This is a genomic window from Arthrobacter sp. ISL-28 (assembly GCF_018613875.1).
GTDB lineage: Bacteria > Actinomycetota > Actinomycetes > Actinomycetales > Micrococcaceae > Arthrobacter.
The window spans coordinates 24524-45485 of the sequence record NZ_JAGGPJ010000005.1 but is presented as its reverse complement, the minus strand read 5'-3'; the positions used below and the strand labels follow the sequence as shown (position 1 = coordinate 45485).

Annotated in this window: 19 protein-coding genes; 6 read left to right on the top strand and 13 right to left on the bottom strand. The window is 66.7% G+C overall.

The features are described from left to right. Positions 1 to 14: 14 nt before the first annotated feature. The 8 genes from J7E80_RS03025 to J7E80_RS02990 form a co-directional block, all read right to left on the bottom strand. A complete protein-coding gene (locus J7E80_RS03025) occupies positions 15 to 872 on the bottom strand; it encodes a shikimate dehydrogenase (protein WP_215050003.1) in 858 nt (285 codons plus the stop codon). After that, a complete protein-coding gene (gene mltG, locus J7E80_RS03020; RefSeq protein ID WP_215050002.1) occupies positions 869 to 2707 on the bottom strand; it encodes an endolytic transglycosylase MltG in 1839 nt (612 codons plus the stop codon). Before mltG ends, J7E80_RS03025 begins: the two co-directional genes overlap by 4 nt. Then, positions 2704 to 3303, bottom strand: a complete 600-nt coding sequence (gene ruvX / locus J7E80_RS03015; RefSeq protein ID WP_215050001.1) for a Holliday junction resolvase RuvX — start codon at positions 3301 to 3303, stop codon at positions 2704 to 2706. The genes mltG and ruvX overlap by 4 nt, the downstream gene beginning before the upstream one ends. 6 nt (positions 3304 to 3309) lie before the next feature. Beyond that, positions 3310 to 5988, bottom strand: coding sequence for an alanine--tRNA ligase (gene alaS / locus J7E80_RS03010; RefSeq protein ID WP_215050000.1), 2679 nt, complete (start codon positions 5986 to 5988; stop codon positions 3310 to 3312). Positions 5989 to 6114: 126 nt separating this feature from the next. Further along, positions 6115 to 6345, bottom strand: coding sequence for a DUF6167 family protein (locus tag J7E80_RS03005; RefSeq protein ID WP_215049999.1), 231 nt, complete (start codon positions 6343 to 6345; stop codon positions 6115 to 6117). A gap of 18 nt (positions 6346 to 6363) precedes the next feature. Then, positions 6364 to 6738, bottom strand: a complete 375-nt coding sequence (locus tag J7E80_RS03000) for a DUF948 domain-containing protein (RefSeq protein WP_215049998.1) — start codon at positions 6736 to 6738, stop codon at positions 6364 to 6366. A 142-nt stretch (positions 6739 to 6880) separates the two neighbouring features. After that, positions 6881 to 7507, bottom strand: a complete 627-nt coding sequence (rpsD, locus tag J7E80_RS02995; protein ID WP_215049997.1) for a 30S ribosomal protein S4 — start codon at positions 7505 to 7507, stop codon at positions 6881 to 6883. A gap of 172 nt (positions 7508 to 7679) precedes the next feature. Beyond that, positions 7680 to 9218 carry a replication-associated recombination protein A gene (locus J7E80_RS02990; RefSeq protein ID WP_215049996.1) on the bottom strand — a complete coding sequence of 513 codons (1539 nt, stop codon included), beginning with the start codon at positions 9216 to 9218 and terminating at the stop codon, positions 7680 to 7682. A gap of 62 nt (positions 9219 to 9280) precedes the next feature. On the opposite strand from J7E80_RS02990, the gene J7E80_RS02985 reads away from it, so the two are divergent. Beyond that, positions 9281 to 9958 carry an acVLRF1 family peptidyl-tRNA hydrolase gene (locus J7E80_RS02985; protein WP_215049995.1) on the top strand — a complete coding sequence of 226 codons (678 nt, stop codon included), beginning with the start codon at positions 9281 to 9283 and terminating at the stop codon, positions 9956 to 9958. 15 nt (positions 9959 to 9973) lie between these two features. Here the strand turns inward: J7E80_RS02985 and J7E80_RS02980 are convergent, their stop codons facing one another. The 5 genes from J7E80_RS02980 to J7E80_RS02960 form a co-directional block, all read right to left on the bottom strand. Further along, the gene (locus tag J7E80_RS02980) at positions 9974 to 10297 is read right to left on the bottom strand and encodes a 2Fe-2S iron-sulfur cluster-binding protein (RefSeq protein WP_215049994.1); all 324 of its coding nucleotides are present in this window, start codon (positions 10295 to 10297) and stop codon (positions 9974 to 9976) included. Between the two features lie 10 nt (positions 10298 to 10307). Then, positions 10308 to 11603 carry an NAD(P)/FAD-dependent oxidoreductase gene (locus J7E80_RS02975; protein WP_215049993.1) on the bottom strand — a complete coding sequence of 432 codons (1296 nt, stop codon included), beginning with the start codon at positions 11601 to 11603 and terminating at the stop codon, positions 10308 to 10310. Continuing rightward, positions 11596 to 12924, bottom strand: coding sequence for a cytochrome P450 (locus J7E80_RS02970; RefSeq protein WP_215049992.1), 1329 nt, complete (start codon positions 12922 to 12924; stop codon positions 11596 to 11598). The genes J7E80_RS02975 and J7E80_RS02970 overlap by 8 nt, the downstream gene beginning before the upstream one ends. A 141-nt stretch (positions 12925 to 13065) precedes the next feature. After that, the gene (locus J7E80_RS02965) at positions 13066 to 13836 is read right to left on the bottom strand and encodes an IclR family transcriptional regulator (RefSeq protein WP_215049991.1); all 771 of its coding nucleotides are present in this window, start codon (positions 13834 to 13836) and stop codon (positions 13066 to 13068) included. A gap of 32 nt (positions 13837 to 13868) precedes the next feature. Beyond that, positions 13869 to 15620, bottom strand: coding sequence for an FAD-dependent oxidoreductase (locus J7E80_RS02960; protein ID WP_215049990.1), 1752 nt, complete (start codon positions 15618 to 15620; stop codon positions 13869 to 13871). Positions 15621 to 15753: 133 nt separating this feature from the next. On the opposite strand from J7E80_RS02960, the gene J7E80_RS02955 reads away from it, so the two are divergent. From J7E80_RS02955 to J7E80_RS02935, 5 genes are all read left to right on the top strand, one after another. Beyond that, entirely contained in the window at positions 15754 to 16539 is a 786-nt protein-coding gene (locus J7E80_RS02955) for an IclR family transcriptional regulator (protein WP_215049989.1), read from the top strand. 105 nt (positions 16540 to 16644) lie between these two features. Then, a complete protein-coding gene (locus tag J7E80_RS02950; RefSeq protein WP_215049988.1) occupies positions 16645 to 17406 on the top strand; it encodes an SDR family NAD(P)-dependent oxidoreductase in 762 nt (253 codons plus the stop codon). Between the two features lie 84 nt (positions 17407 to 17490). Then, positions 17491 to 19179 (top strand): FAD-dependent oxidoreductase, encoded by a 1689-nt coding sequence (locus J7E80_RS02945; RefSeq protein ID WP_215049987.1) that lies wholly within the window; start codon positions 17491 to 17493, stop codon positions 19177 to 19179. A 1-nt stretch (position 19180) separates the two neighbouring features. Next, complete coding sequence (locus J7E80_RS02940) at positions 19181 to 19510, top strand: Dabb family protein (RefSeq protein ID WP_215050168.1); 330 nt, start codon at positions 19181 to 19183, stop codon at positions 19508 to 19510. Between the two features lie 10 nt (positions 19511 to 19520). Further along, positions 19521 to 20921, top strand: a complete 1401-nt coding sequence (locus J7E80_RS02935; protein ID WP_215049986.1) for an MFS transporter — start codon at positions 19521 to 19523, stop codon at positions 20919 to 20921. The last annotated feature ends 41 nt before the right edge of the window (positions 20922 to 20962 follow it).

The window sequence follows — 20962 nt, the reverse complement described above, 5'->3', positions numbered from 1 at the left end:
ATGTCTGGCGGTCACTACACGCGTCGGGGTGCCCCGACTGCGTCACACATCACATCTATGACTTCGGCGCTTGCAGCATCCTCCCGGCCCGTGAAAAGGCGGACCTGCTCAACTGCCTGGTACAACAGCATCTCCAGTCCGGGCACCACTGTTCCGCCGCCTCTTTGCCAGGCAGCAGCGATGCGGCTGGGCCAGGGGTCGTAGGCGACGTCGAGCAGGACACCGTCCGTCGACCCGCCCCGCTGCTCCAGTTCCAGGGCCATACCGTCAGCCGCCCGCGGCGGCAGCGTGGAAATGACGACGTCGGCGCCCGCCATTCCGGCGACGGCCTCGGTCATGGGGCGCACGGTGAGCTCCAGGGCAAGGCCGGCGGCCGCGGCCCTGGCCTCGGCCGCCCGGGCCGTGTCCCTGACGTAGACATCAATTGATTTTGCGCCAAGTTCCTGAAGGGCAGCCACCGCGGCCGCCGCCGTTCCGCCGCCGCCGAGGACAGCGGCGGCCGGGGCTTCGACCGCCCCGGCATTGCGCAGGGCGTTGATGATGCCGGCGACATCCGTGTTATAGCCGATCCGCCTGCCGGACGCACCTTCACCGTCGAACACAACGGTGTTGATGACCCCTAGCACGCGCGCCACGCCGCGGATTTCGTCGACTTCACTGACCATGGCCTTCTTGAGCGGCATGGTGACGGAAAGCCCGCGCCAGCCCGCCTCAACCCGCACCGACGCCATGAACGCCGGAAGGGACTCCTCCGTCACGTCGATGGCGCTGTAGCCGATCTGCTCGCCGAGCTGCGTGTACGCTGCCAAATGCAGGGCGGGAGACTTGGAATGGCCGATCGGATGCCCGAGGACGGCCGCCCTGCGGCTCATACGCAACGGCCGGGGTTGGCCTCGCACCAGACGTTGTACTGATCAACGTAACGCTGGTGCTCCTCAAGCGTCTTGGAGAACTTGGTCTCCTTGGTGTCCAGGTTGATGGTCACCCAGTACATGTAGTCGTTCTTCTTCGGCTTGGCCGCCGCATCGATGGCCGTCTTTCCCGGCGAACCGATGGGGCCCACGGGCAGTCCCGGGATCGCGTACGTGTTGTACGGATTGGACTTGTCCGCCTTTTCGTCTTCGTCGATGTGGAAACTCTTCCGGCCCAGGCCGTAGGTGACCGTGGCATCGGACTGGATCAGCCCGGCCGTCTCAGTGTTGTTGGGCTTGAGGCGGTTGTAAATGGCGCCGGCAACATCTTTGTATTCTGCCTGGCCACCCTCAGCCTGCACGATGCTTGCCACGGTGACGACATCGTATTGCTTCACGGGATCCGTAACGCCCTGCGACTTCAGTTCATCCTTGGTGACTTTGACGAGTTCCGTCAGGATGTCCTTCGGCGTGGAGCCCAGCGGAAACCGGTGCTCGCCCGGCGCGAGGAAGCCCTCGAGGTTCTTTGCCTTGGCCGGGAGCCCGAATTGTTGGGGCGAGTCGCTGAGTGCCTTGAACTGCGCCACCGGAATCCCCGAGCCTTCCGAGATCGCCTCCAGTGATTCGTTGATCCGAAGGCCGGCGTTCAACGCGACGTACATGACCTTCGACTGTCCCTCGTTGAGCAGGACGGATACGGCGTCCTCGTTCTTCATTTCCTGCTTGAAGTCGTATTCGCCGGGGTTGAGGGTTCCGTCCGATGCGGCGAGTGCCGCAACAAATGTGTCAGCGTTGGCCACCACCCTCGCCTCCTCCAGCTTGGCCGCCACCGATACCGGCCCCTCGCCGGGAAGGACGCTGACCTTCACCTGTCCGGTGCCGGGGCCGGGATAGTCGCTGAGTTTTCCGCCGCCGAGCAGCGGTTTGAGGAACTGGGCGCCTACGACTGCGGCTGTGACAAAGAGTGCAAGGGTCAGCAGCAGGGCCACCAGCCGGCGTCGTCGGCGGACCTTCTTCGACGGACGGGCAACGGTCGTCACGCTTTCGGCGCTGCCGAGCAGCTGGTGCCCGACCGCTTCGTGTTCATACGGCTCATGATCCTCGAACGCCACCTCGTGGTGAGCGTCGTGGTGGTAAGCGGCGTAGTCCTCTTCTGCATGGACAGCGGGGTGCTGGATCTCGTCAGCGTGGACGTACGCTCCCCCAGCATCGGCATCCGCGGAAGCCACGTGGGCGGGGGCCGCGTGGGCAGCATGCTTGTGAGCGCCGTGGGCGTGCCCAGCGTGGGTGTCGCCGGCGTAGGCGTCGGCAGCGTGAGCTCCATGGGCGGCGTGGGCACCATGGGAGTCGTGGGTGTCAGCCGCGTACTCGTGCGGAACGGGGACATCCTCGTGCGGAACGGGGGCAGCGTCCACGTGATGGCCAGCAGTCGGCTGGATGGTGGGCGAAAGGGGCGGGACCAGGGGAACACCAACCGTGGGTGCCACAACATCCGCCGATGGGATCGGTGCAACTGATGCCGCAGGAACTGGTGCCGGAACGGCAACGGGGAGCGGCTGCTCTACCCGCGCCTGTGCCGGTGCCGGCGCCTGCGGAGCCCGCTGCGGCGGGGCGGCCGGGGGGTGATCCGGAACGTCCGGCACGTCGTCCTCCGACTCGTAGGCATGTTCGGGCACGAGGTCCCCGGAATCCGCCGTGAGGGACTTCTCCCGGGCTCGGATTTCCTTGCGCGTCAGCGGCCGTCCGGCGGTCCTGAAGTTCCTGCCGGAGGCGTCGTCGCTGTTGACCGGGCTCACTGTAGCCTTCCGTCCTCTGAAGATTGCGTCTCTGTCCCCGGGACAGCCTGCGCAGCGTGATCCGCTGCGGCGTCTCCGGAAAGCCCCGGCTGCGAAAGCGCGCGTACGCGGCTCCCCACATCCGTTCCCCTGGCTTTTTGCATGTCAATGGCGTGCTGCAGAATTCCCGCAGCAGCAACCTGATCTACCACTTTACGGTGATTTTTGCTGCTCATGCCAGCTTCGTGGAGGTGCCGGTGCGCGGAAACCGTGCTAAGACGCTCATCCACGAGGTGGACGGGCACGTCCAATCCTGCACGCTGAAGCTCCGTTGCGAGCAACTGGGCATACTCCGTGGCCATGCGTGCGGAGGCATGTTCTTCACCTTTCATGGTCCTCGGAAGGCCCACGAAAATCTGTACTGCCCCACGCTCCGCCGCAAGGCCGGCAATGACCCGCACGTCCGAGTTCTTCTTGGGATTGCGGTCCAGGGTCTTCAAGGGAGTGGCCAGGATGGCGTCACTGTCGCAGATCGCCAGGCCGACGCGGACGGTGCCCACGTCCACCCCCAGTTTGATTCCCTGGGGGTAGACGCCGGGTGCAGCAGATGAGGTCACTGTTTACTAGCGCCGTGTTACGGAATCTACGACTGCCGACAGCGCCGCGCCGACCTTGGACGCATCGGTGCCGCCGCCCTGGGCAACGTCGTCCTTGCCGCCTCCGCCGCCGCCGAGAATGCCGGCCGCGAGCCGTACCAGCGCGCCGGCCTTGACGCCCGCTTCGCGCGCAGCCTCGTTAGTGGCGATGAGGATCACCGGCCGGTCGTTGCTGACGCCGGCCACGGCCACGGTTGAAGCCGCGGATCCCAAGCGGTTCCGCAGGTCGAGGGCGAGGCCGCGGAGGTCATCAGCTCCGCCGACCTGTCCGGCGTCGTGCGCTATGACGCGCACGCCGGCGGCGTCCTGGGCGGTTCCGACGAGCTGGGCGGCTGTGGCGGCGAGCTGTTCCTTGCGGAGCCGCTCGAGCTCTTTTTCCGCCGTCTTGAGCTTCGTCAGTGTCGTGGCGATCCGGTCGGCAAGCTGGCCGGACGGCACCTTCAGCATTTCGGTCAGCTCGGTGACAAGCGCGCGTTCGGCGGCAAGGTGCCGGAAGGCGTCCATTCCCACAAAGGCCTCTACGCGGCGGTTTCCCGAACCGACCGACTGCTCCCCGAGCAGCGACAGGCTGCCGATCAGGGAGGTGTTCGAAACATGGGTGCCACCGCACAGCTCACGCGACCATGCGCCGTCGATCTCCACGACACGGACTTCGCTGCCGTAGTTCTCGCCGAACAGGGCCATGGCGCCGAGGGCTTTGGCTTCGGCGAGGGGCATGACCTTGGTATCCACGCGGAAGTTGTTCCGGATGGCCAGGTTGGACACTTCCTCGATCTCCGAGCGCGTGGCCGTGCTGAGTCCTTCGCCCCAGGCGAAGTCGAAGCGCAGGTAGCCGGCCTTGTTGTAAGAACCGCGCTGGACGGCCTGAGGACCGAGGATCTGGTGCAGCGCGGCATGGACAATGTGCGTGCCCGTGTGCGCCTGCTCGGCGGCGTGACGCCGTTCGCGGTCCACCGCTGCCCTGACCAGCGCGTCGGAGGCGATTTCACCTTCACGCACGATTGCCTTGTGGACGCTCAGCCCCTTCACCGGCCGCTGGACGTCCAGGACCTCGACGACGAAGCCATCACCCGTGATCAGGCCCGTGTCCGCAGCCTGGCCGCCGGCTTCGGCATAGAACGGCGTCTCGGCGAGGACCAGCTCGATCTCGTCGCCGGTGGCTGCCTGTGAAACTTTGCGGCCGGCGCTGAGGATCCCGCGGACCCGCGATTCGCCGTCGAGGTCGGTGTAGCCGGTGAAGACCGTCTCACCCTCGGAGAGCAGTTCCTGGAAGGCGCTGAGGTCCGCGTGGGCGCCCTTCTTGCCCTTGGCGTCCGCCTGGGCGCGCTTGCGCTGCTCGAGCATGAGCTTGCGGAATTCGGGCTCGTCGACCTTCAGCCCGGCTTCCTCGGCCATTTCCAGCGTGAGGTCGATCGGGAAGCCGTACGTGTCGTGGAGCGTGAACGCGTCGGCTCCGGACAGTGGACGGCCGGCAGCCTTCGATTCGTTCACGGCGTCCTCGAGGCGTGCCGTGCCGGAGGCGATGGTCCGCAGGAAGGCCTTTTCTTCCGCGTAGGCGATGCGGCTGATGCGTTCGAAGTCCGTCTCCACAATCGGGTAGACGCCCTTCATAGCGTCCCGCGAGGCGGGCAGGAGGTCCGGCAGGCAGGCCTTTTCGACGCCGAGCAGGCGCATCGAACGCACGGCGCGGCGGATCAGGCGTCGCAGCACGTAGCCGCGGCCTTCATTGGAGGGTGTCACGCCGTCGGCGATAAGCATCAGGGCCGAACGGATGTGGTCGCCCACAACGCGCATCCGGACGTCATCGGTGTGGTGCGGGTCGTCGTCCGTTTCTGCGGAGGTGTATTCCTTGCCGGAAAGCTCGGCGGCCTTGTCGATGACCGGCCGGACCTGATCGGTCTCGTACATGTTCTCGACGCCCTGCAGGATCATGGCGAGGCGTTCCATGCCGAGGCCGGTGTCGATGTTCTTCTTGGGCAGTTCGCCCACGATGTCGAAGTCGTCCTTGGAACGGACGTTGTCGATCTGGTACTGCATGAACACCAGGTTCCAGATCTCCACGTAACGGTTCTCGTCGGCAATGGGCCCGCCTTCGACGCCGTAGGCGGAGCCGCGGTCGTAGTAGATCTCCGAGCAGGGGCCGGCCGGGCCGGGCTGGCCCGTGTGCCAGTAGTTGTCCGCCTTGCCCATGCGCTGGATGCGGCTGGCCGGGACGCCGGTGTTCTTCAGCCACAGGTCCTTGGCTTCGTCGTCTTCTTCGTAGACAGTCACCCACAGCAGTTCCGGCGGCAGGCCGTAGCCGCCGTTCTCGACGCTGGTGGTCAGCAGTTCCCAGGCGAACTTGATGGCGTCTTCCTTGAAGTAGTCGCCGAAGGAAAAGTTGCCGCACATCTGGAAGAACGTGCCGTGACGGGCAGTCTTGCCCACTTCCTCGATGTCGCCGGTGCGGATGCACTTCTGCACACTGGTGGCACGGGAGTAGGGCGCTTCCTCACGTGCCGTCAGGTAAGGGATGAACGGGACCATGCCCGCAACTGTGAACAGCAGGGAGGGGTCGCTGGACACCAGCGACGCGGAGGGAACCGCGGTGTGGCCTTTGCTGACGAAAAAGTCCACCCAGCGCTTTGTGATCTCCTGCGACTTCATGAGCTGATTACATACCCTTCTTGGTTCACGCATTCTGGCGCGTGACAATTTGATTCAGTGGCAGTTCCGGCGATAGCGGCGGATCCTGCTGGCTTAATTCTCTCGTTTAATTCTCTCGCGGCCGTGCTAGCGGCGGACAACGTCCTGGGACTCGACGCCGAGCGCGGTGCGCAGATCGGTTTCCCGCTCGCGCATTCCAGCGCGGACGGCGTCGGCGAAGTCGTAGACGCCGTCGGCCAGCCTGCCCACGGCCCGGTTCAGGCCTTCAGGCCCCAGGGTCGCCTGTGCCTCGGTCACCTTGCGGAAAGCGATGACACCGATTGCAACGCCGATGCCCATCCAGACAAGTCTCTTCATTTCAGTTCTCCGGGTGGCTTAGCGGCTGCGACGGCCGGCGGCGGGCTTTTTGCGGGCGGCGAAGGCGGAGCGCACGCCATAGCTGAAGGCTGCAACCTTGATCAGGGGAGAGCCCACCGTGGCGGCAACCAGGGACGACAGCGCCGAAAGGTTGGCCGAGGCGTCCGAAACGTTGGAGGCGATGCCATCCACTTTCTTCAGCTGCTGGTTGGTGGTGGAGACGGTGGCGGTGACTTCGTCCATGAGGGGCGTTGCGCCGTCGCTGATGGAACGGATCGAGGTCCGCACCTCATCGAATACCCGGCCGAGCTTGAGGATCGGGACAGCAAGCAACAGGACCAGGAGCGCAAATACCCCGGCCGCGATCAGGCCGGCAATATCGCCACCAGACATAGACGTTCATCTCCTTGAAACTCCGTGGAACGGTACTCGGTGCGCGGCGGCAGCGTGCTGCAGCCGCGGATGTCCCCCAAGTACCTTACATACAAAGAAGCCCGCGGCGCTTGCCACGGGCTTCCTTGGGTACGCCGAAAATTTAGCGTGCGTAGAATTCGACGACGAGCTGCTCTTCGCAGGTCACGGGGACCTCGGAGCGCTTCGGGCGACGGACCAGGCGTGCCTGCAGGGCGTCAAGCTTGACGTCCAGGTAGGCCGGGACCTGGGGCAGGACGTCGCGGTGCGCGCCGGCTGCTGCAACCTGGAACGGAGGCATGGTTTCGCTGCGGCTGTGAACGTGGACCAGCTGGCCCTCGCCGACGCGGAAAGACGGGCGGTCAACGCGGATGCCGTCAACCAGGATGTGGCGGTGCACAACCAGCTGGCGGGCCTGGGCGATGGTGCGGGCGAAGCCGGCACGCAGCACGAGGGCGTCGAGACGCATTTCGAGCAGTTCGATCAGGTTTTCACCGGTCAGGCCCTTGGTGCGGCGTGCTTCTTCGAAGGCACGGGTCATCTGGGCTTCGCGGATGCCGTACTGGGCGCGCAGACGCTGCTTTTCGCGCAGACGTACGGCGTAGTCGGAGTCCTGCTTCTTGCGGGCACGGCCATGCTCACCGGGGCCGTACGGGCGGCGCTCCATGTACTTGGCGGCCTTGGGGGTCAGAGCGATGCCGAGGGACCGCGAGAGGCGGGCCTGACGGCGAGCACGAGTGTTGTTAGCCACTTGTGTCCTTCCAATAACTGCGGTGTGTCAGTGTTACTGGCCTCCACGATGGAGAGCATCGGCCAACCGCTGCCTTTTGCTACTGGGCGCAGGGCACAGCTCCATCAAACGGAAAATTCGGTGGATTGTGCGTCCGTGCCTTGCCAGACAAGCATCCATCCTACCACGGTGGTCACTTACCCCGGACGATCTTCCGCAGCCGCTCGAGCCGGACGGCGATGTCCCGCTCCGCGCCGTTGCCGGTGGGTTCGTAGTAGTCGCGGCCCACAAGATCGTCCGGCGGATACTGCTGGGTGGCCACGGAATGGGGGGCATCGTGGGCGTACTTGTAGCCGAGGCCGTGGCCCAACTGCTTCGATCCCGGGTAGTGCGCGTCCCGCAGGGGCGCCGGAATCCCGTTCCCCAGCCCGGCCCGCACATCGGCGATGGCCTTGTTGATGCCGAGGTAGGCGGCATTGGACTTCGGCGCCGTGGCGAGGTGAACCACCGCTTCTGCCAGGACAATCCGGCCTTCAGGCATGCCGATGAGCTGGACGGCCTGCGCCGCTGCGACGGCGGTCTGCAGGGCGGTGGGGTCTGCCATGCCGACGTCCTCGGCGGCGGAGATCACAATGCGCCGGGCCACGAAGCGCGGGTCCTCCCCCGCTTCCAGCATCCTGGCGAGGTAGTGCAGGGCCGCGTCCACGTCGGAGCCGCGGATGGACTTGATGAAGGCGCTGGCAACGTCGTAGTGCTGGTCGCCGGCGCGGTCGTAGCGGACAGCGGCAACGTCGAGCGCCCGCTCGGTGCGCCGGAGATCGACAATGACAGGTTCGGGAGCGGCCGATTTCGCAGCGGTCGGCCGGGCTGCGCTGACGACAGCGGCGCCGCCTCCAGTGGTGCCGTCCCCAGTGGTGACGTCCGCATCGGTGCCGACGGCACCCACGGAGGTGCCGACGTCGTCCGCGTCGCCAAACGCAACCCCGGCGGCTGCTTCGAGCGCCGTCAGGGCGCGACGCGCGTCCCCGCCGGACAGCCGGACGAGGTGGGCCAGGGCTTCGTCGCTGAGCCGGACCGCGCCGTTGAGCCCGCGGACGTCCGCCACGGCGCGCTGGAGCAGGCCTTCGATATCGGCGTCGGTCAGGGGCCTCAGGGTGAGCAGCAGGGATCGGGACAGCAGCGGCGAGACCACGGAGAAGGACGGGTTTTCGGTGGTCGCCGCCACGAGCACCACCCAGCGGTTCTCGACGCCGGGCAGCAGCGCGTCCTGCTGGGCCTTGTTGAAGCGGTGGATCTCGTCCAGGAACAGCACTGTCGTGGTCTTGTAGAGGTCGCGGGCGGTGAGTGCCTCATCCATGACCCGGCGGACGTCCTTGACTCCGGCCGTGAGCGCCGAGAGTTCCACGAACTTCCGCCCCGGTCCCCTGGCGATCACGTGCGCCAGCGTTGTCTTTCCGGTGCCCGGCGGCCCCCAGAGGATGAGGGAGCTGGGACCGGCGGGACCGCCCGCCTCGGCACCTGCAGCCAGTTGGCGCAGCGGCGATCCCTGGCCGAGCAGGTGCTGCTGGCCCACCACTTCATCCAGGGTGCGCGGCCGCATCCGGACAGCCAGCGGACTGCGCAACGAAGTGGTCCGGGACGCGCCCGGCGTCCCGGCGCTCGGGCCACCGTCCGGCGGCGCGTCGTCGCCCTCGTCGTCGTTGCCCGGACCCGAGCCAAAGAGATCAGTCACATAGATAGGCTACTCATAGATTCAGCGGACAAAGTCCGGTCACGAAAGCAAGGGATTCGGCAATGCCCCACAGCGCTTCACCCGCCGGACGCCCTTCCCCGGCCTCACGCACCGCGTTCGTGGCCGGCCCGCGGCTGGCCGGCTGGGTGGACCGCTTCGCCGCAGGCCATGGCCCCCTTGAGATTGAAGACCACGACGACGGTGTGCGGCTGCTTGCGGCCGACGGCGCGACTGCGCTGCTGCAGGCCCCCTGGCCCGACGACGGCCGGCCGGGGCGCGGATCCGATCTGGTGGAGCGGCTGGCATCGCTGGCGTCCCAGCCCCGCAGGATAGCGCTTGTCCTGGTCCGTCGGGGAGGCTACGCCGTGGCGGTCGCCAGCGAAGGTGTGATCTACGCGTCCAAAACGGGCTCCAAGTACGTGCAGTCCCGGACCGCTGCGGGAGGCCAGTCCCAGCAAAGGTTTGCGCGGCGCCGCTCCAACCAGGCGGGCGCGATGGTGGAGGCGGTCGCGGAGCAGGCCCGGCTTGTGTTTGGCGGCCAGGCCTTCGAGTACATCCTCCCGGGCGGCGACCGCGCCCTGGCCGACGAAGTCCTGGCGCACCCTGCCCTGAAACCTTGGGCAGGCCTGCCGCGGCTTGCCTACCTCGACGTTGCCGATCCCCGCGCCGCCGTCCTGAAGAAAGCCGCGGCGGACGCCTGCGCGGTGCGGGTCGCGGTGACCGACCCGCCCCGCACGTAGGGCTGCAACCGGCGCCTACTCCTCGGGCGCCAGCGTCACGGTGACCCCGTTGAGGTCCCGGCTGAAGCCCACCTGGCAGGAGAGCCGCGAGCCGCATTCCCGGTAGCCCTCGGCCTCCACGAGCAGCTCGAGTTCGTCCTCGCTGCGGTCCTCGAGGGTGTCGAAGACCTCCTGCTCCAGGAACACGTGGCAGGTGGCGCAGGAGGCGGTGCCGCCACAGGATGCCAGTACGGGGAGGTCGTTGTCCCGGAGGGCCTCCATCATGCTCTGGTCAGGCTCCCATTCAAGGTCATGGGTGGTGCCTTCGCGGTCGACGACAGTCAGTTTGTTGTTGCTCATGCCGGTTTCCTTAGGATCGGGCTGCTGCAAGGTCAGCGTCGGGATGGTTGGGGGTGCCGGAGATGGCTTCGGCGAGGGGTATGGCGGGGTCCTCAGCAAGCACCGGGTCGATCCGGGCTCCCTGGGCTATAAGCCGCTTGGCGGTGCGGAAGTCGGTCAGGTTGGCGATGGTGTCGACGGCGGCGAGGCTGCCATCACGGAGATACACCACCGAGAATTTGCCGCCGGCGGGCTCGCCGCGGACGATGACCTGGTCCTCGGGGTGGCGGACGCCCGCGGTCTGCAGCCGGACGCCGTGCTGAACGGTCCAGAACCACGGGACTTCCGGTTCAGCGGCCGCCTGGCCGGTGATGTGAGCGGCCACGCTGTCCGCCTGTGCGAGCGCGTTTTGGATGCACTCGAGCCGCTGGCTGGCGCCGTCGATGGGGCTGGTGAACCGCGTGACGTCCCCGCTGGCGTAGATGGCGGGATCGGTAGTCCGGCCGTCGCCGTCCACGAGGATGCCGTCCCGGCACTCGAGGCCAGCGTCCGCCGCCAGCTCCTGGTTGGGCAGGACGCCGATGCCGGCGAGTACGACGTCGGCAGGAAAGGCAGTGCCGTCGGCGACGGTCACGCCTTCGGCCCGTTTTACGCCGTCGATCGAGGTGACCGCGGCGCCGAAGACGAACCGGACGCCATGGCGCCCGTGGAGCTGCTCGAAGTGGCGCGAGACCGGGGCGGACGTTACCCGGCTCATCACGCGATCCTGGAATTCGAGCACCGTGACCTCACAACCTTTCGCGGCCGCCGCTGCAGCCACTTCCAGTCCGATGTATCCGGCGCCGATGATGGCCACCCGGGTCCCCGGGACCAGGAGCCGCTTGAGTTCGAGGGCGTCGGCCCGGGTCCGCAGAGACCGAACTCCAGGAAGACCGGCACCGGGCACAGTGAGGGGCCGCGCCCGTGAACCTGTGGCGATGACCAGCCGGTGATATACCTGCCGCGTTCCGTCGGACAGCAGCACCGCCCGGCCATCCCTGTCGATGGACTCCGCGGCGACCCCGGCGAGCCTCTCGATGCCCTTGTCCGCGTAGAACTTCTGCTTGCGGAGCACGGCTGAGTCATCGGAAGCGCCGTCTTTCAGGAGTTCCTTGGAGAGCGGCGGCCGCTCATAGGGCAGTTCCTGCTCCGCGTCGATCAGCAGAATGCCGCCTTTCCAGCCCCGGGCGCGGAGTCCCGCGGCGACGGCGACGCCGGAGTGTCCCGCGCCGACGATGACCACCGGGTCCTGGGTCAGTACAGCTGGTGTTCCGGTGCCGCTATGCATTGGGCTGCCCTACGTTGATTTGATCTGCGTTGATTTGATCCCCGTTGACCCGCTGCAGCATCACGTGGAGGTGCTCCGGGCCCGAGTTCGTCAGGTTGTTGCCGCGCACGTACTCGATGGGCTTGTCCGGATCCAGGCTGAGCGACCCCAGTTTCTCTGCGAGCAGCTTCACCGTGACCAGCACCTCAAGCCTGGCAAGGGGCGCGCCAAGGCAGCTGTGGACCCCGTGCCCGAAGCCCAGGTGGCCGTCGGTGTTGCGGTCGATGTCGAAGCGTTCGCCGTCCGGATACTTGCTGCTGTCCCGGTTCGCGGCTGCGGGCAGCAGCCGGACAATGGCGCCGGCGGGAATCGTCACGCCGGCAACCTCCACCTCCTCCGTGGTGATCCGGCTGGCCCGCTGGACGGTGCCCCGGAAACGGGCCAGTTCCTCGACGAAGAGGTTCGCATCGTCCGGATTCCGGCGGATCCGGTCCAGCAGGTCCGGCTGTTCGCTGAACATTCGGAACGCGTTGGCCAGGAGGATGGTCGTGGTGTCATGGCCGGCGACGAAGACAAAGGCGCAGAGTTCTTTGGCTTCCTTCTCGCTGAGCAGGCCTTCCTTCCACATGCGGGCGATGTGTCCGCCGACGGAGTCGCTCTCCTCGCGGTACAGGCGCTCCATGGTGTCTTTCAGGTAGGCGAAGAACTCGAGGGTGCTCTGCTCGTCCGTGCCCGTACCTTGGGCGTTGCGGGCCAGCCGGCCGAAGTAGCTGAAGGTCTCGTCGGACCAGAACTTCATCTTCTCGAAGTCCTCGGCAGGAACGTCGAGCAGGGCGCTGATGGTGGACATGCTCAGCGGGATGGCGTAGTCGTCCACGGCGTCCCCGCCGCCGGCGGCGAGCATCGGCGCCAGGTACTTTTCCGCATTCTCCCGCACCCGGTCCTCGAAGCGGGCGATGGCCTTGGGGATGAAGGCCTGCGCCACCACCTGGCGGAGCCTGGTGTGGTTGGGGGCGTCGAACAGCGTCAGGAAGGTCAGCGGGACCGGGTCCACAACCTGCGATGAGAAGACTTTCGGTGCCCGCATGGCCCGGCGGACGTCATCGTACCGGGAGATGAACCAGACATCCGATACGGGTGAATGGGCACGGAGCACCGGGGCGTTCTCGCGCATCCACTGGTAGTGGCGGTAGGGATCCCCCTGGGTCCCGTCGTCCACCACCTTGAAGGGCGCCATCCCCTGGGGCCAGTCGAGTTCATGTGAGTACGGTGGCAATGTCGCGCGGGTGCTGCTGCCGTGCGTGGCGGCCGGGGGTGCTGCTGTCAGCGGGCAAGACATCATCGTCCTTCTTTCCGGTGGGCATCGGCGGAATCCGATGTGATCCGCCTCTCACTCCACAGTGCGCGATCCGCCGCACCCGCCCCCATAGGTCTTCCGTTGATCGGTTGCGAAAGTCGGCCTGTTCTCCGGGCTGGGCGGATTTCAGCGGGGCCGGCCCTCAGCCGGGGATCTTAGGGCGCGGGAGATCCCGTGCGCGGCGGTCAGGAGAGCGGGAACGGTCAAGGGAACAGCCGCTTCCTGCCGCGGCACGATGGCGTTGAGCGCCGCCGCGATCGTGTTGCCCGGCCCGAAGACGGGCACAGCGATGCCCGTCCACTCGGTGACGCCAATGCCTGGCAGGGCAACGTAGCCGCGCTGCCTGATCTCGGCCAGGTGCTTGCGGATGAGTACAGGGTCAGTGATGGTCTCGGGGGTCACGATCTTCAGCGGCTTCGAGAGCACCTCGGCCTGAACTGCGGGCGGCGAGAAAGCCAGCAGCACCAGGCCGGAGGAGGCGGCGTGGATGGGCATCCGCTGTGCAATGTGGGCGGCGTCCAGGCTGGAGCGCGGCGAGGAGAGGCGCTCCACGTACAGCACCGTCCCGTGGTCGAGCACGGCAAGCGTGGTGTGCTGGTGCACGGCCGCCTGGACATCCTCCATGAACGGCAGCGCCACCTCACGAAGGTTCAGCGCACGCGAGCCACGGGCTGCGAGCTCCCACATCCGCATCCCGGAGCACAGGTTCCCGTCCGGCAGCCGCTCAATCAGGCCGTGCAGGACCAGGTCGTCCACGAGCCGGTGCGCGGTGGTCAGCGGAAGGCCGGCGCGGCGTGCGAGGCCGGAGAGCGTCATGGCCGGCAGGTCCCGGTCGAAGGCACTCATGAGCCGCACCACGCGGCTGATCACCGATTCCCCCGAGGGCGAGTTGGCCATGGCGTTCTCCGGCCCCGCTTAACTGGCCGCCACTAACTGGCCGCCATGTTGGCCGGCTGCCACCCGGTCCGCGCTGTCCCGTTTCGGTCCCCGGCGAGCCTGGCGATGTCCCGCCCGGCACGGTAGCCGAAAACCAAAGCCGGGCCGATGTGGGAGCCGTAGCCGGGGTAGCCGCCGCCGAAGACGCTCACCGCAGCCGCACCCACGGCCAGGAGGCCGGGCACCACTGATCCTTCAGCAGTGACCACCTCGGAGTGTTCGTTGACGCCGAGGCCAGCGAACGTGCCCAGATCGCCCATCTGGATCTTCGCCGCGTAGTAGGGCCCCTTGCCCACCGGCGCCAGGTTCGGGTTCGGCTTGTGCTCGAGGTCGCCCCGGAAGTGGTTGTACTGGGTGGAACCGCGGCCGAAGGCCGGGTCCTCGCCGCGCTCCGCGGCCGGGTTGAATTCAGCGACTGTCGCTTCCAGGCCCGCTGCATCGATGCCGAGCTTTCCGGCCAGCTCAGCAAGGGTGTTCCCCTTCACCAAATAGCCGGTCCGGTAGAAGTAGCCCCGGGGCATGGGCCAGGGCTTGGCGTAGCCGATGCCGTATTTGTGCATCGTTTTCGCGTCGCCGATCACGTAGCCGAAGGTCCTGTCCTCGTCCTTGTTGTGCCCGATCATGGCCCCGCCGAAGTCGTGGTAACTCAGGGCCTCGTTGCCGAAGCGCCTACCGCGGCGGTCGACGGCGATAAGCCCGGGCAGGCCGATCGCGCGCAGGTGCGGGAAGAGCCGCTGTTCACCGCTGAGATATTTGAACACGGTCACCGGCGCCCAGGAGCCCACGCTGAACACGGAATCGTCGATGTAGCCGCCGGCTCCCATCGCCAGGGTGGCGGCGTCGCCGCCGTGGCCGATGGTGGGGGTGAAGTGGTTGTCGCCGCCGGCGTCGTGCGGGAAATACCGCTGCCGCAGTTCCCTGTTCCCGGAGAACCCACCGGCCGCGAGGATGACGCCGGAACGGGCGGTGACGGTGACGGCCCGCTCTCCGCCGATGACCGCACCGGTGACGGTCCCGGCGTCGTCCCTGGTGAGGGACAGTGCCGGTGAAGACTTCCACAGCCGGACGCCCAGGTCGTCGGCGCTTTTGACCATGCGGGTCATCAGGGCGTTGCCGTTGGAGCGCAGGACCGGACGCTTGTAGCGGGCAGCGTCGGCCCAGGTGCGCAGCAGCTTCCTGGCGACGTAGATGAAGGACTTGACCGACTGGTTCACGTGGAAGAACTCGTTGATGTCCGGCCCCACCTGCGGCATGTAGCCGAAGACCGTATAGGAACTCATGTACGGCTGCATCAGCAGCCGCTTGTTGCCGAGCACCCGTGCGTCCACGTCCTGCGGCAGGATGGCCCGGCCGGAGAGCTTCGCGCCGGGCAGGTCCATCTGGTAATCCGGGGCCTTCTCCGGGTAGGTGAATTTCACGTCGGTTTCGTTTTCGAAGAAGGAGATCGCCTCGGGCACGGTGTCCAGGAAGTTCCGCACTCCTGCCTCGTTGAACGTCTCCGGCGCCAGGTTCTTCAGGTAGGTCTCGGCGTCCTCGCGCGTATCGCCCTGCGCCAGGCCCTGCTTGTTGCCGGGAACCCAGGCCCAGCCCGCGGATATCGCGGTGGTTCCGCCAAAGTACTGTTCCTTTTCGGCGACGATCACGCTCAATCCCTGCGAGGCGGCCTTTAGTGCCGCGGCCATTCCGGCCACGCCGGATCCGATGACGAGTACGTCACAGACCGCCGTCTTTGCGGTTTCTGTCATGGTTCCTGCTCCGTTCTGCCTGCAGGCCACTCCTTTGCGGCGGCAGGCGTTGACTGACAAACCCCCAGTAGAACGGGGAGCACGGCCGCCCGGGAGGAGGATTACCATTGAGCGGGAATCCTGAGGAGGAACCGTGGCCAATTCCCCATCGGGCGAGTCGATTATCGGCCGCTTCGTGAAGATCGTGAGCGCGTTCGACGACCGCCACACCTCCATGAGCGTCGCCGAGCTGGGGCGCCGGACCGGGTTGCCCGTGACCACGACCTACCGCCTGGTCAATGACCTGCTGCTCGAACGGCTCCTCGAACGTGAATCCGGCGGTGACATCCACATCGGCACCCGGATGTGGGAACTCGTTTCCCGCGGGTCCAAGATGCTGGGGCTGCGGGAAGCCGCCCTGCCGTTCATGGAGGACGTCCAGGCCGTGGTGCAGCACTCCACCACCCTGGGCATCCTTGATTCCGACGAGGTCCTGTACATCGAGCGGTTGGGCTCCGACAAAACCATCGTCGACATCACCAAGATCGCCGGCAGGCTGCCCATCCATGCAACGTCCTCGGGCCTGGTCCTGCTGGCCCACTCCTCCGCCGCCTATCAGGACACTATCCTGGCCCGGCCCCTGACCAAGTTCACCGAAACCACCCTGACCGATCCCGCTGTACTCCGCCGCCACCTGGCTGAGATCAGGCAGCGCGGCTTCGCCGCCATGCCGGGCGTGATCGTGCCCGAATCCAGCGGCATCGCCGTCCCCGTCTTCGGGCCCGACAACACCGTCCGCGCCGCACTCAGCGTGGTAGTGCCGCGCAACGAGGAGAACGCGGCCGCCCGGGTACCCGTCCTGATGGCCGCCGCCCGTGGCATATCAAGGGCGCTCGGCTGGCAAGGCGAGCTGAAGGGAACGCTCCGCCAAAGCCACTAGAACTAAGTTTTTCCGTTCATCGGTAATCATGTGGTCCCCATCACAACTCCCCTGCCACTCTGGCTAGGACGCAGCGAAGAGGCTGCAGGAGCACGAGGAGCACCCATGAATCCCACACAGAACCGCGTGGCCGGAAAGACCGCCATCGTCACCGGAGGCCGCGGCGACCTGGGCAGCGCCACCGCCGCCCTCCTGGCTGAACACGGCGCCGTGATCGCCAGCCTGGACGTTGCCGGCATCCCGGTTGCTGCGGCACACGCAAGCATTCACGAGTACGACGTCGATGTCACCAGCGAGGTCAGCGTCGCCGACGCCATCCGCCGGGTCCGCGACGAACTGGGCGCACCGGACATCCTGGTCAACGCCGCCGGAATCATCGGCCCCGCCGGCGCATCCCATACGGCGTCCGTGGCGGATTTTGACACGATCTTCAACGTCAACGTCAAGGGCGTCTGGCTCATGACCAAGCACGTGGTCCCCGGCATGATCGAAAAGGGCACCGGCAGCATCGTCAACTTCTCCTCCATCCATGGCATCACCGGGGGAAGGAATGTGCCGCTCTACCACGCCACCAAAGGCGCCGTCCGGCTCCTGAGCAAGTCGGACGCGGCGGCCTACGGACGGTACGGCATCCGGGTGAACTCGATCCACCCCGGATCGATGAACACCAGGATGAGCCGCCGCTCGGCCGAGCAGTCCGAGATCGGCGCCGAGGCCTATTACAAGCAGCTGGTCGGCTCCAACCCGCTGCCCCGCCAGGGCCAGCCGGACGAGATCGCCTACGGCGTGCTGTACCTGGCATCCGACGAATCGCGCTTCACCACAGGGTCCGAGCTCGTGATCGACGGCGGCTACACCGCCGTCTGACCCCGCCGTCCGGCCCCAGCCGCCCCAGCCCCGCCGCGGGAGCTGTGCAGGGCATTTCTTCCTCTGAAAGGGAACACCACCACCATGAAATTCATCAACGGAACCGCCTCGGACAGCTACGACGTCGTCGTCGTGGGCTCCGGTGCGGGCGCGCTCACCGCCGCCGCCACAGCAGCCCGGGCCGGCAAATCGATCATCGTGCTGGAGAAAAGCGAACTGCTGGGCGGCACCTCCGCCGTCTCCGGCGGAATGCTCTGGGTGGCAGACAACCACCACGCACGGAAGGCCGGCATTGCCGATTCCAAGGAGGCAGCCGCCGAATATGTGCGCGCCGTGGCCCGCGGACGCGGCCGGGACGAACTCCTGAATGCAGCACTCAACTACGGCGACCAGATGCTCCGCTTCGTGGAAGAAGAATGCGGCGTCCGCTTCATCTTCCTCGACAACTTCCCCGACTACCGGCAGGACCTACCCGGCGCCATGGAAGGCGGCCGGACGGTGGAGCCCGAGCTGTTCAACAGCAGGGAAGCCCTGGGCGATCGCATGGCACACGTCCGCAGCGACGGCCGCGCGCCGTTCACCATGCAGGAATACGAAAATTGGGGCGCCTTCACCAAGTTCCCGTGGGACGAACTGGCCGGGCGCCAGGACGAGGGGCTCGTGGCCAAGGGCCAGGCCCTCGTCTCCATGCTGCTTGCCAGCCTGGTCCGCGACGGTGCCGCGCTGGTCACCGGGGCACGCGGGCACCGCCTGCTCACCGACGGCGGCCGGGTGACCGGCGTCGAACTGGAATCCGGCGAGGCCTTCCGGGCGAATGACGGCGTGGTGCTGGCCACCGGAGGCTTCGAATGGGACAAGGCTCTGGCCGACTCGATGCTCGCTTCGCGGCTGTACACAATGTGCTCGCCGCCGTCGAACACCGGGGACGGGCTGCGGATGTCGCAGCGCATCGGTGGCCAGACCCGCGGCACCCGCGAAGCGTGGTGGGCGCCGATGTCCGTCACGGGCGACATCCGCGACGGGCAGCCTGTGGGCACCCTGCTCCGCTTCGAACGCCAAGGGCCCGGATCGATCATGGTGAACCGCCATGGCCGCCGCTTCGCCAACGAGTCGCAGAACTACAATGACCTCGCCCGCAGCCTGCAGTCCTGGGATTCCGCCGCGAACCGGACCCTCAACACCCCGGCGCATGTGGTCGTGGACCACGGCTACCTGGAGCGTTACGGCATCCTGGCGCACCGGGCCGGCCAGCCGACGCCGGGCTATCTGATCGAGGCGGCAACCCTTGAGGAACTGGCCGCGAAGATCAACGTTCCGGCTGCGAACCTCGCCGCGACAGTGGCCCGGTTCAACGAGTTTGCCGTCAAGGGCGAGGATCCCGATTTCGGCCGCGGCGAGAGCGCCTACGACAAGTACTGGGGCGACGACGACAACCCGTGGCCGAACCCCTCGCTTGGCCCGCTCCAGTCCGGACCGTTCTACGCCCTGGAAGTGGTCAACGGCGCCTTCGGCACCAACGGCGGTGTGGCCACCGACGGTCTGGCCCGCGTGCTCGACGTCGACAACCGCCCCATCCCGGGCCTGTTCGCCGCCGGCAACACGGCGGAAAACGCCTACGCCGCAGGCTATCCCGGCGCCGGCGCCACCCTGGGACCTATCATGACCATGGGCTACCTCGCCGGACGCACCATAGCTGGCCAGTCACCGGAATACCGTGCCGCGGAACAGGCTGCCGCACAGACTGGGCAAGCCGCGGAACTGGCAGGTGTCTGAGATGATCCGCCACACGGTGCTCTTCAAGTTCAAGCCGGGCTTCCTGCCTGCCGACAAGCAGGCCTGGATTGACGGCCTCAACAACATGACCGGCAAAATCCCCGGCATGCTCAGCCTCAGCCACGGCGCGGACGTCCTCAGCACCGAGCGCTCTTTCGACTACGCCATTGTGGCCGACTTCGAAACGGTCGAGGACATCGCGGTGTACAACACGCATCCGCTCCACGAGCCGTTGAAGGCGTACTCGTTCCCCAACAGCCAGCAGATCCTCTCGGTGGACTTCCACCTCGGGGACACCTCTGCCGCCACCACTGAGACAACGCAGTCTTAAGGAGATTCCCATGCAGTCTGCATCCACAAGCCAGCCCGCAACGCAGCCGGCCCCCAGGAAAACGCCGGGCAAGGCCGCCCTGGCATCCTTCCTCGGCAGCACGCTGGAGTATTACGACTTCTTCATCTACGGAACCGCCGCCGCCTTGGTGTTCCCCCACTTGTTCTTCCCGTCCGCGGACCCTGCCATTGGACTCGTTGGCGCCTTCGCCACCTTCGGCGTCGCCTACGTGGCCAGGCCCGTGGGCGGCCTGGTCATGGGCCATTTCGGCGACAAATTGGGACGGAAGAAGATCCTGCTGCTGACCCTGGGCATCATGGGCCTTGCCTCGCTCGGCATCGGCTTCCTCCCCACCTACGAGCAGCTCGGCGTCTGGGCGCCCATCCTTCTGGTGGCCGGCCGGCTGGCCCAGGGATTCTCCGCGGGCGCTGAGTCTGCGGGCGCCTCCACCCTGACGCTGGAGCATTCGCCCGAGGGCAAGCGGGGCTTCTTCACCAGCTTCGTGATGACGGGCTATGCCTCCGGCATGGTGCTGGCCACCCTCGTGTTCATTCCGGTCACTGCCCTGCCCCAGGAAGCGATGATGAGCTGGGGCTGGCGCATCCCGTTCTGGCTCTCCATCGTGGTCCTGGCCATCGCCTACTGGGTCCGGACACACCTGGACGAAACACCGGTCTTCGAGGAGGCCCAGGAAAGTCACCAGGTCGCCCCGATGCCCATCAAGGAAGTGCTCCGTTTCCAGGCCCCCGACGTGCTGCGCGTCGCGGGCATGTCCATCATGTCCGTGATGCAGACCATTTTCACGGTCTTCGGGCTGGCATACGCCACCTCCACCGCAGGCTTCGACCGCGCGTCCATCCTCACCGTGAATGCCGTCGCCATCGGCCTGTCCATGTTCGCCATGCCGCTGGCGGCGAAGCTTTCGGACCGGATCGGCCGCCGGCCCCTGCTGCTCACCGCCGCCTTCGGGTGCTCAGCCACGATCTTCCTGTACTTCCTGGCGCTGTCCACCGGAAATATCGTCCTGGTCTTCCTGGCGGCTTTCCTGAACATGACCGTGCTCTACTCGGGCTTCAACGGCATCTGGCCCGCATTCTTCGCCGAGCAGTTCGCCGCTCCCGTCCGCTACACCGGCATGGCCATGGGCAATCAGCTGGGGCTGGTCCTCGCCGGCTTCGGGCCGATGATCGCCGGCATGCTGCTGGCGCCGGGAGTCATGGGCTGGGTTCCGGTGGCCGTCTTCGGTACTGTCTGCATGCTGGTTGCTGCAGGGTCCGCGTTCTTCTCCCGGGAGACGTACAGGACGCTGATTCAGGACCTTGGTGCACCCTACCTGGCGGGCACCGCACGGCGTCGGGAGGCGCTCGACGAGCAGAAACCTACCCGGCAGCCGGCGGTCCGGCTTAGCTAAGCCGCAGCAAACTTAAGCCCCGCCCCGTTTCGACGGTTCCC

Excerpts from the sequence above, each read along its gene's own strand:
- J7E80_RS02960 (WP_215049990.1), bottom strand. The coding sequence starts at position 15,620 with ATGACAGAAACCGCAAAGACGGCGGTCTGTGACGTACTCGTCATCGGA.
- J7E80_RS02980 (WP_215049994.1), bottom strand. The coding sequence starts at position 10,297 with ATGAGCAACAACAAACTGACTGTCGTCGACCGCGAAGGCACCACCCAT.
- J7E80_RS02940 (WP_215050168.1), top strand. The coding sequence starts at position 19,181 with ATGATCCGCCACACGGTGCTCTTCAAGTTCAAGCCGGGCTTCCTGCCT.
- J7E80_RS02970 (WP_215049992.1), bottom strand. The coding sequence starts at position 12,924 with ATGATGTCTTGCCCGCTGACAGCAGCACCCCCGGCCGCCACGCACGGC.
- J7E80_RS02935 (WP_215049986.1), top strand. The coding sequence starts at position 19,521 with ATGCAGTCTGCATCCACAAGCCAGCCCGCAACGCAGCCGGCCCCCAGG.
- J7E80_RS02975 (WP_215049993.1), bottom strand. The coding sequence starts at position 11,603 with ATGCATAGCGGCACCGGAACACCAGCTGTACTGACCCAGGACCCGGTG.
- J7E80_RS03005 (WP_215049999.1), bottom strand. The coding sequence starts at position 6,345 with ATGAAGAGACTTGTCTGGATGGGCATCGGCGTTGCAATCGGTGTCATC.
- J7E80_RS03025 (WP_215050003.1), bottom strand. The coding sequence starts at position 872 with ATGAGCCGCAGGGCGGCCGTCCTCGGGCATCCGATCGGCCATTCCAAG.
- J7E80_RS03000 (WP_215049998.1), bottom strand. The coding sequence starts at position 6,738 with ATGTCTGGTGGCGATATTGCCGGCCTGATCGCGGCCGGGGTATTTGCG.
- J7E80_RS02945 (WP_215049987.1), top strand. The coding sequence starts at position 17,491 with ATGAAATTCATCAACGGAACCGCCTCGGACAGCTACGACGTCGTCGTC.
- J7E80_RS02950 (WP_215049988.1), top strand. The coding sequence starts at position 16,645 with ATGAATCCCACACAGAACCGCGTGGCCGGAAAGACCGCCATCGTCACC.
- J7E80_RS02965 (WP_215049991.1), bottom strand. The coding sequence starts at position 13,836 with ATGGCCAACTCGCCCTCGGGGGAATCGGTGATCAGCCGCGTGGTGCGG.
- J7E80_RS02985 (WP_215049995.1), top strand. The coding sequence starts at position 9,281 with ATGCCCCACAGCGCTTCACCCGCCGGACGCCCTTCCCCGGCCTCACGC.
- alaS (WP_215050000.1), bottom strand. The coding sequence starts at position 5,988 with ATGAAGTCGCAGGAGATCACAAAGCGCTGGGTGGACTTTTTCGTCAGC.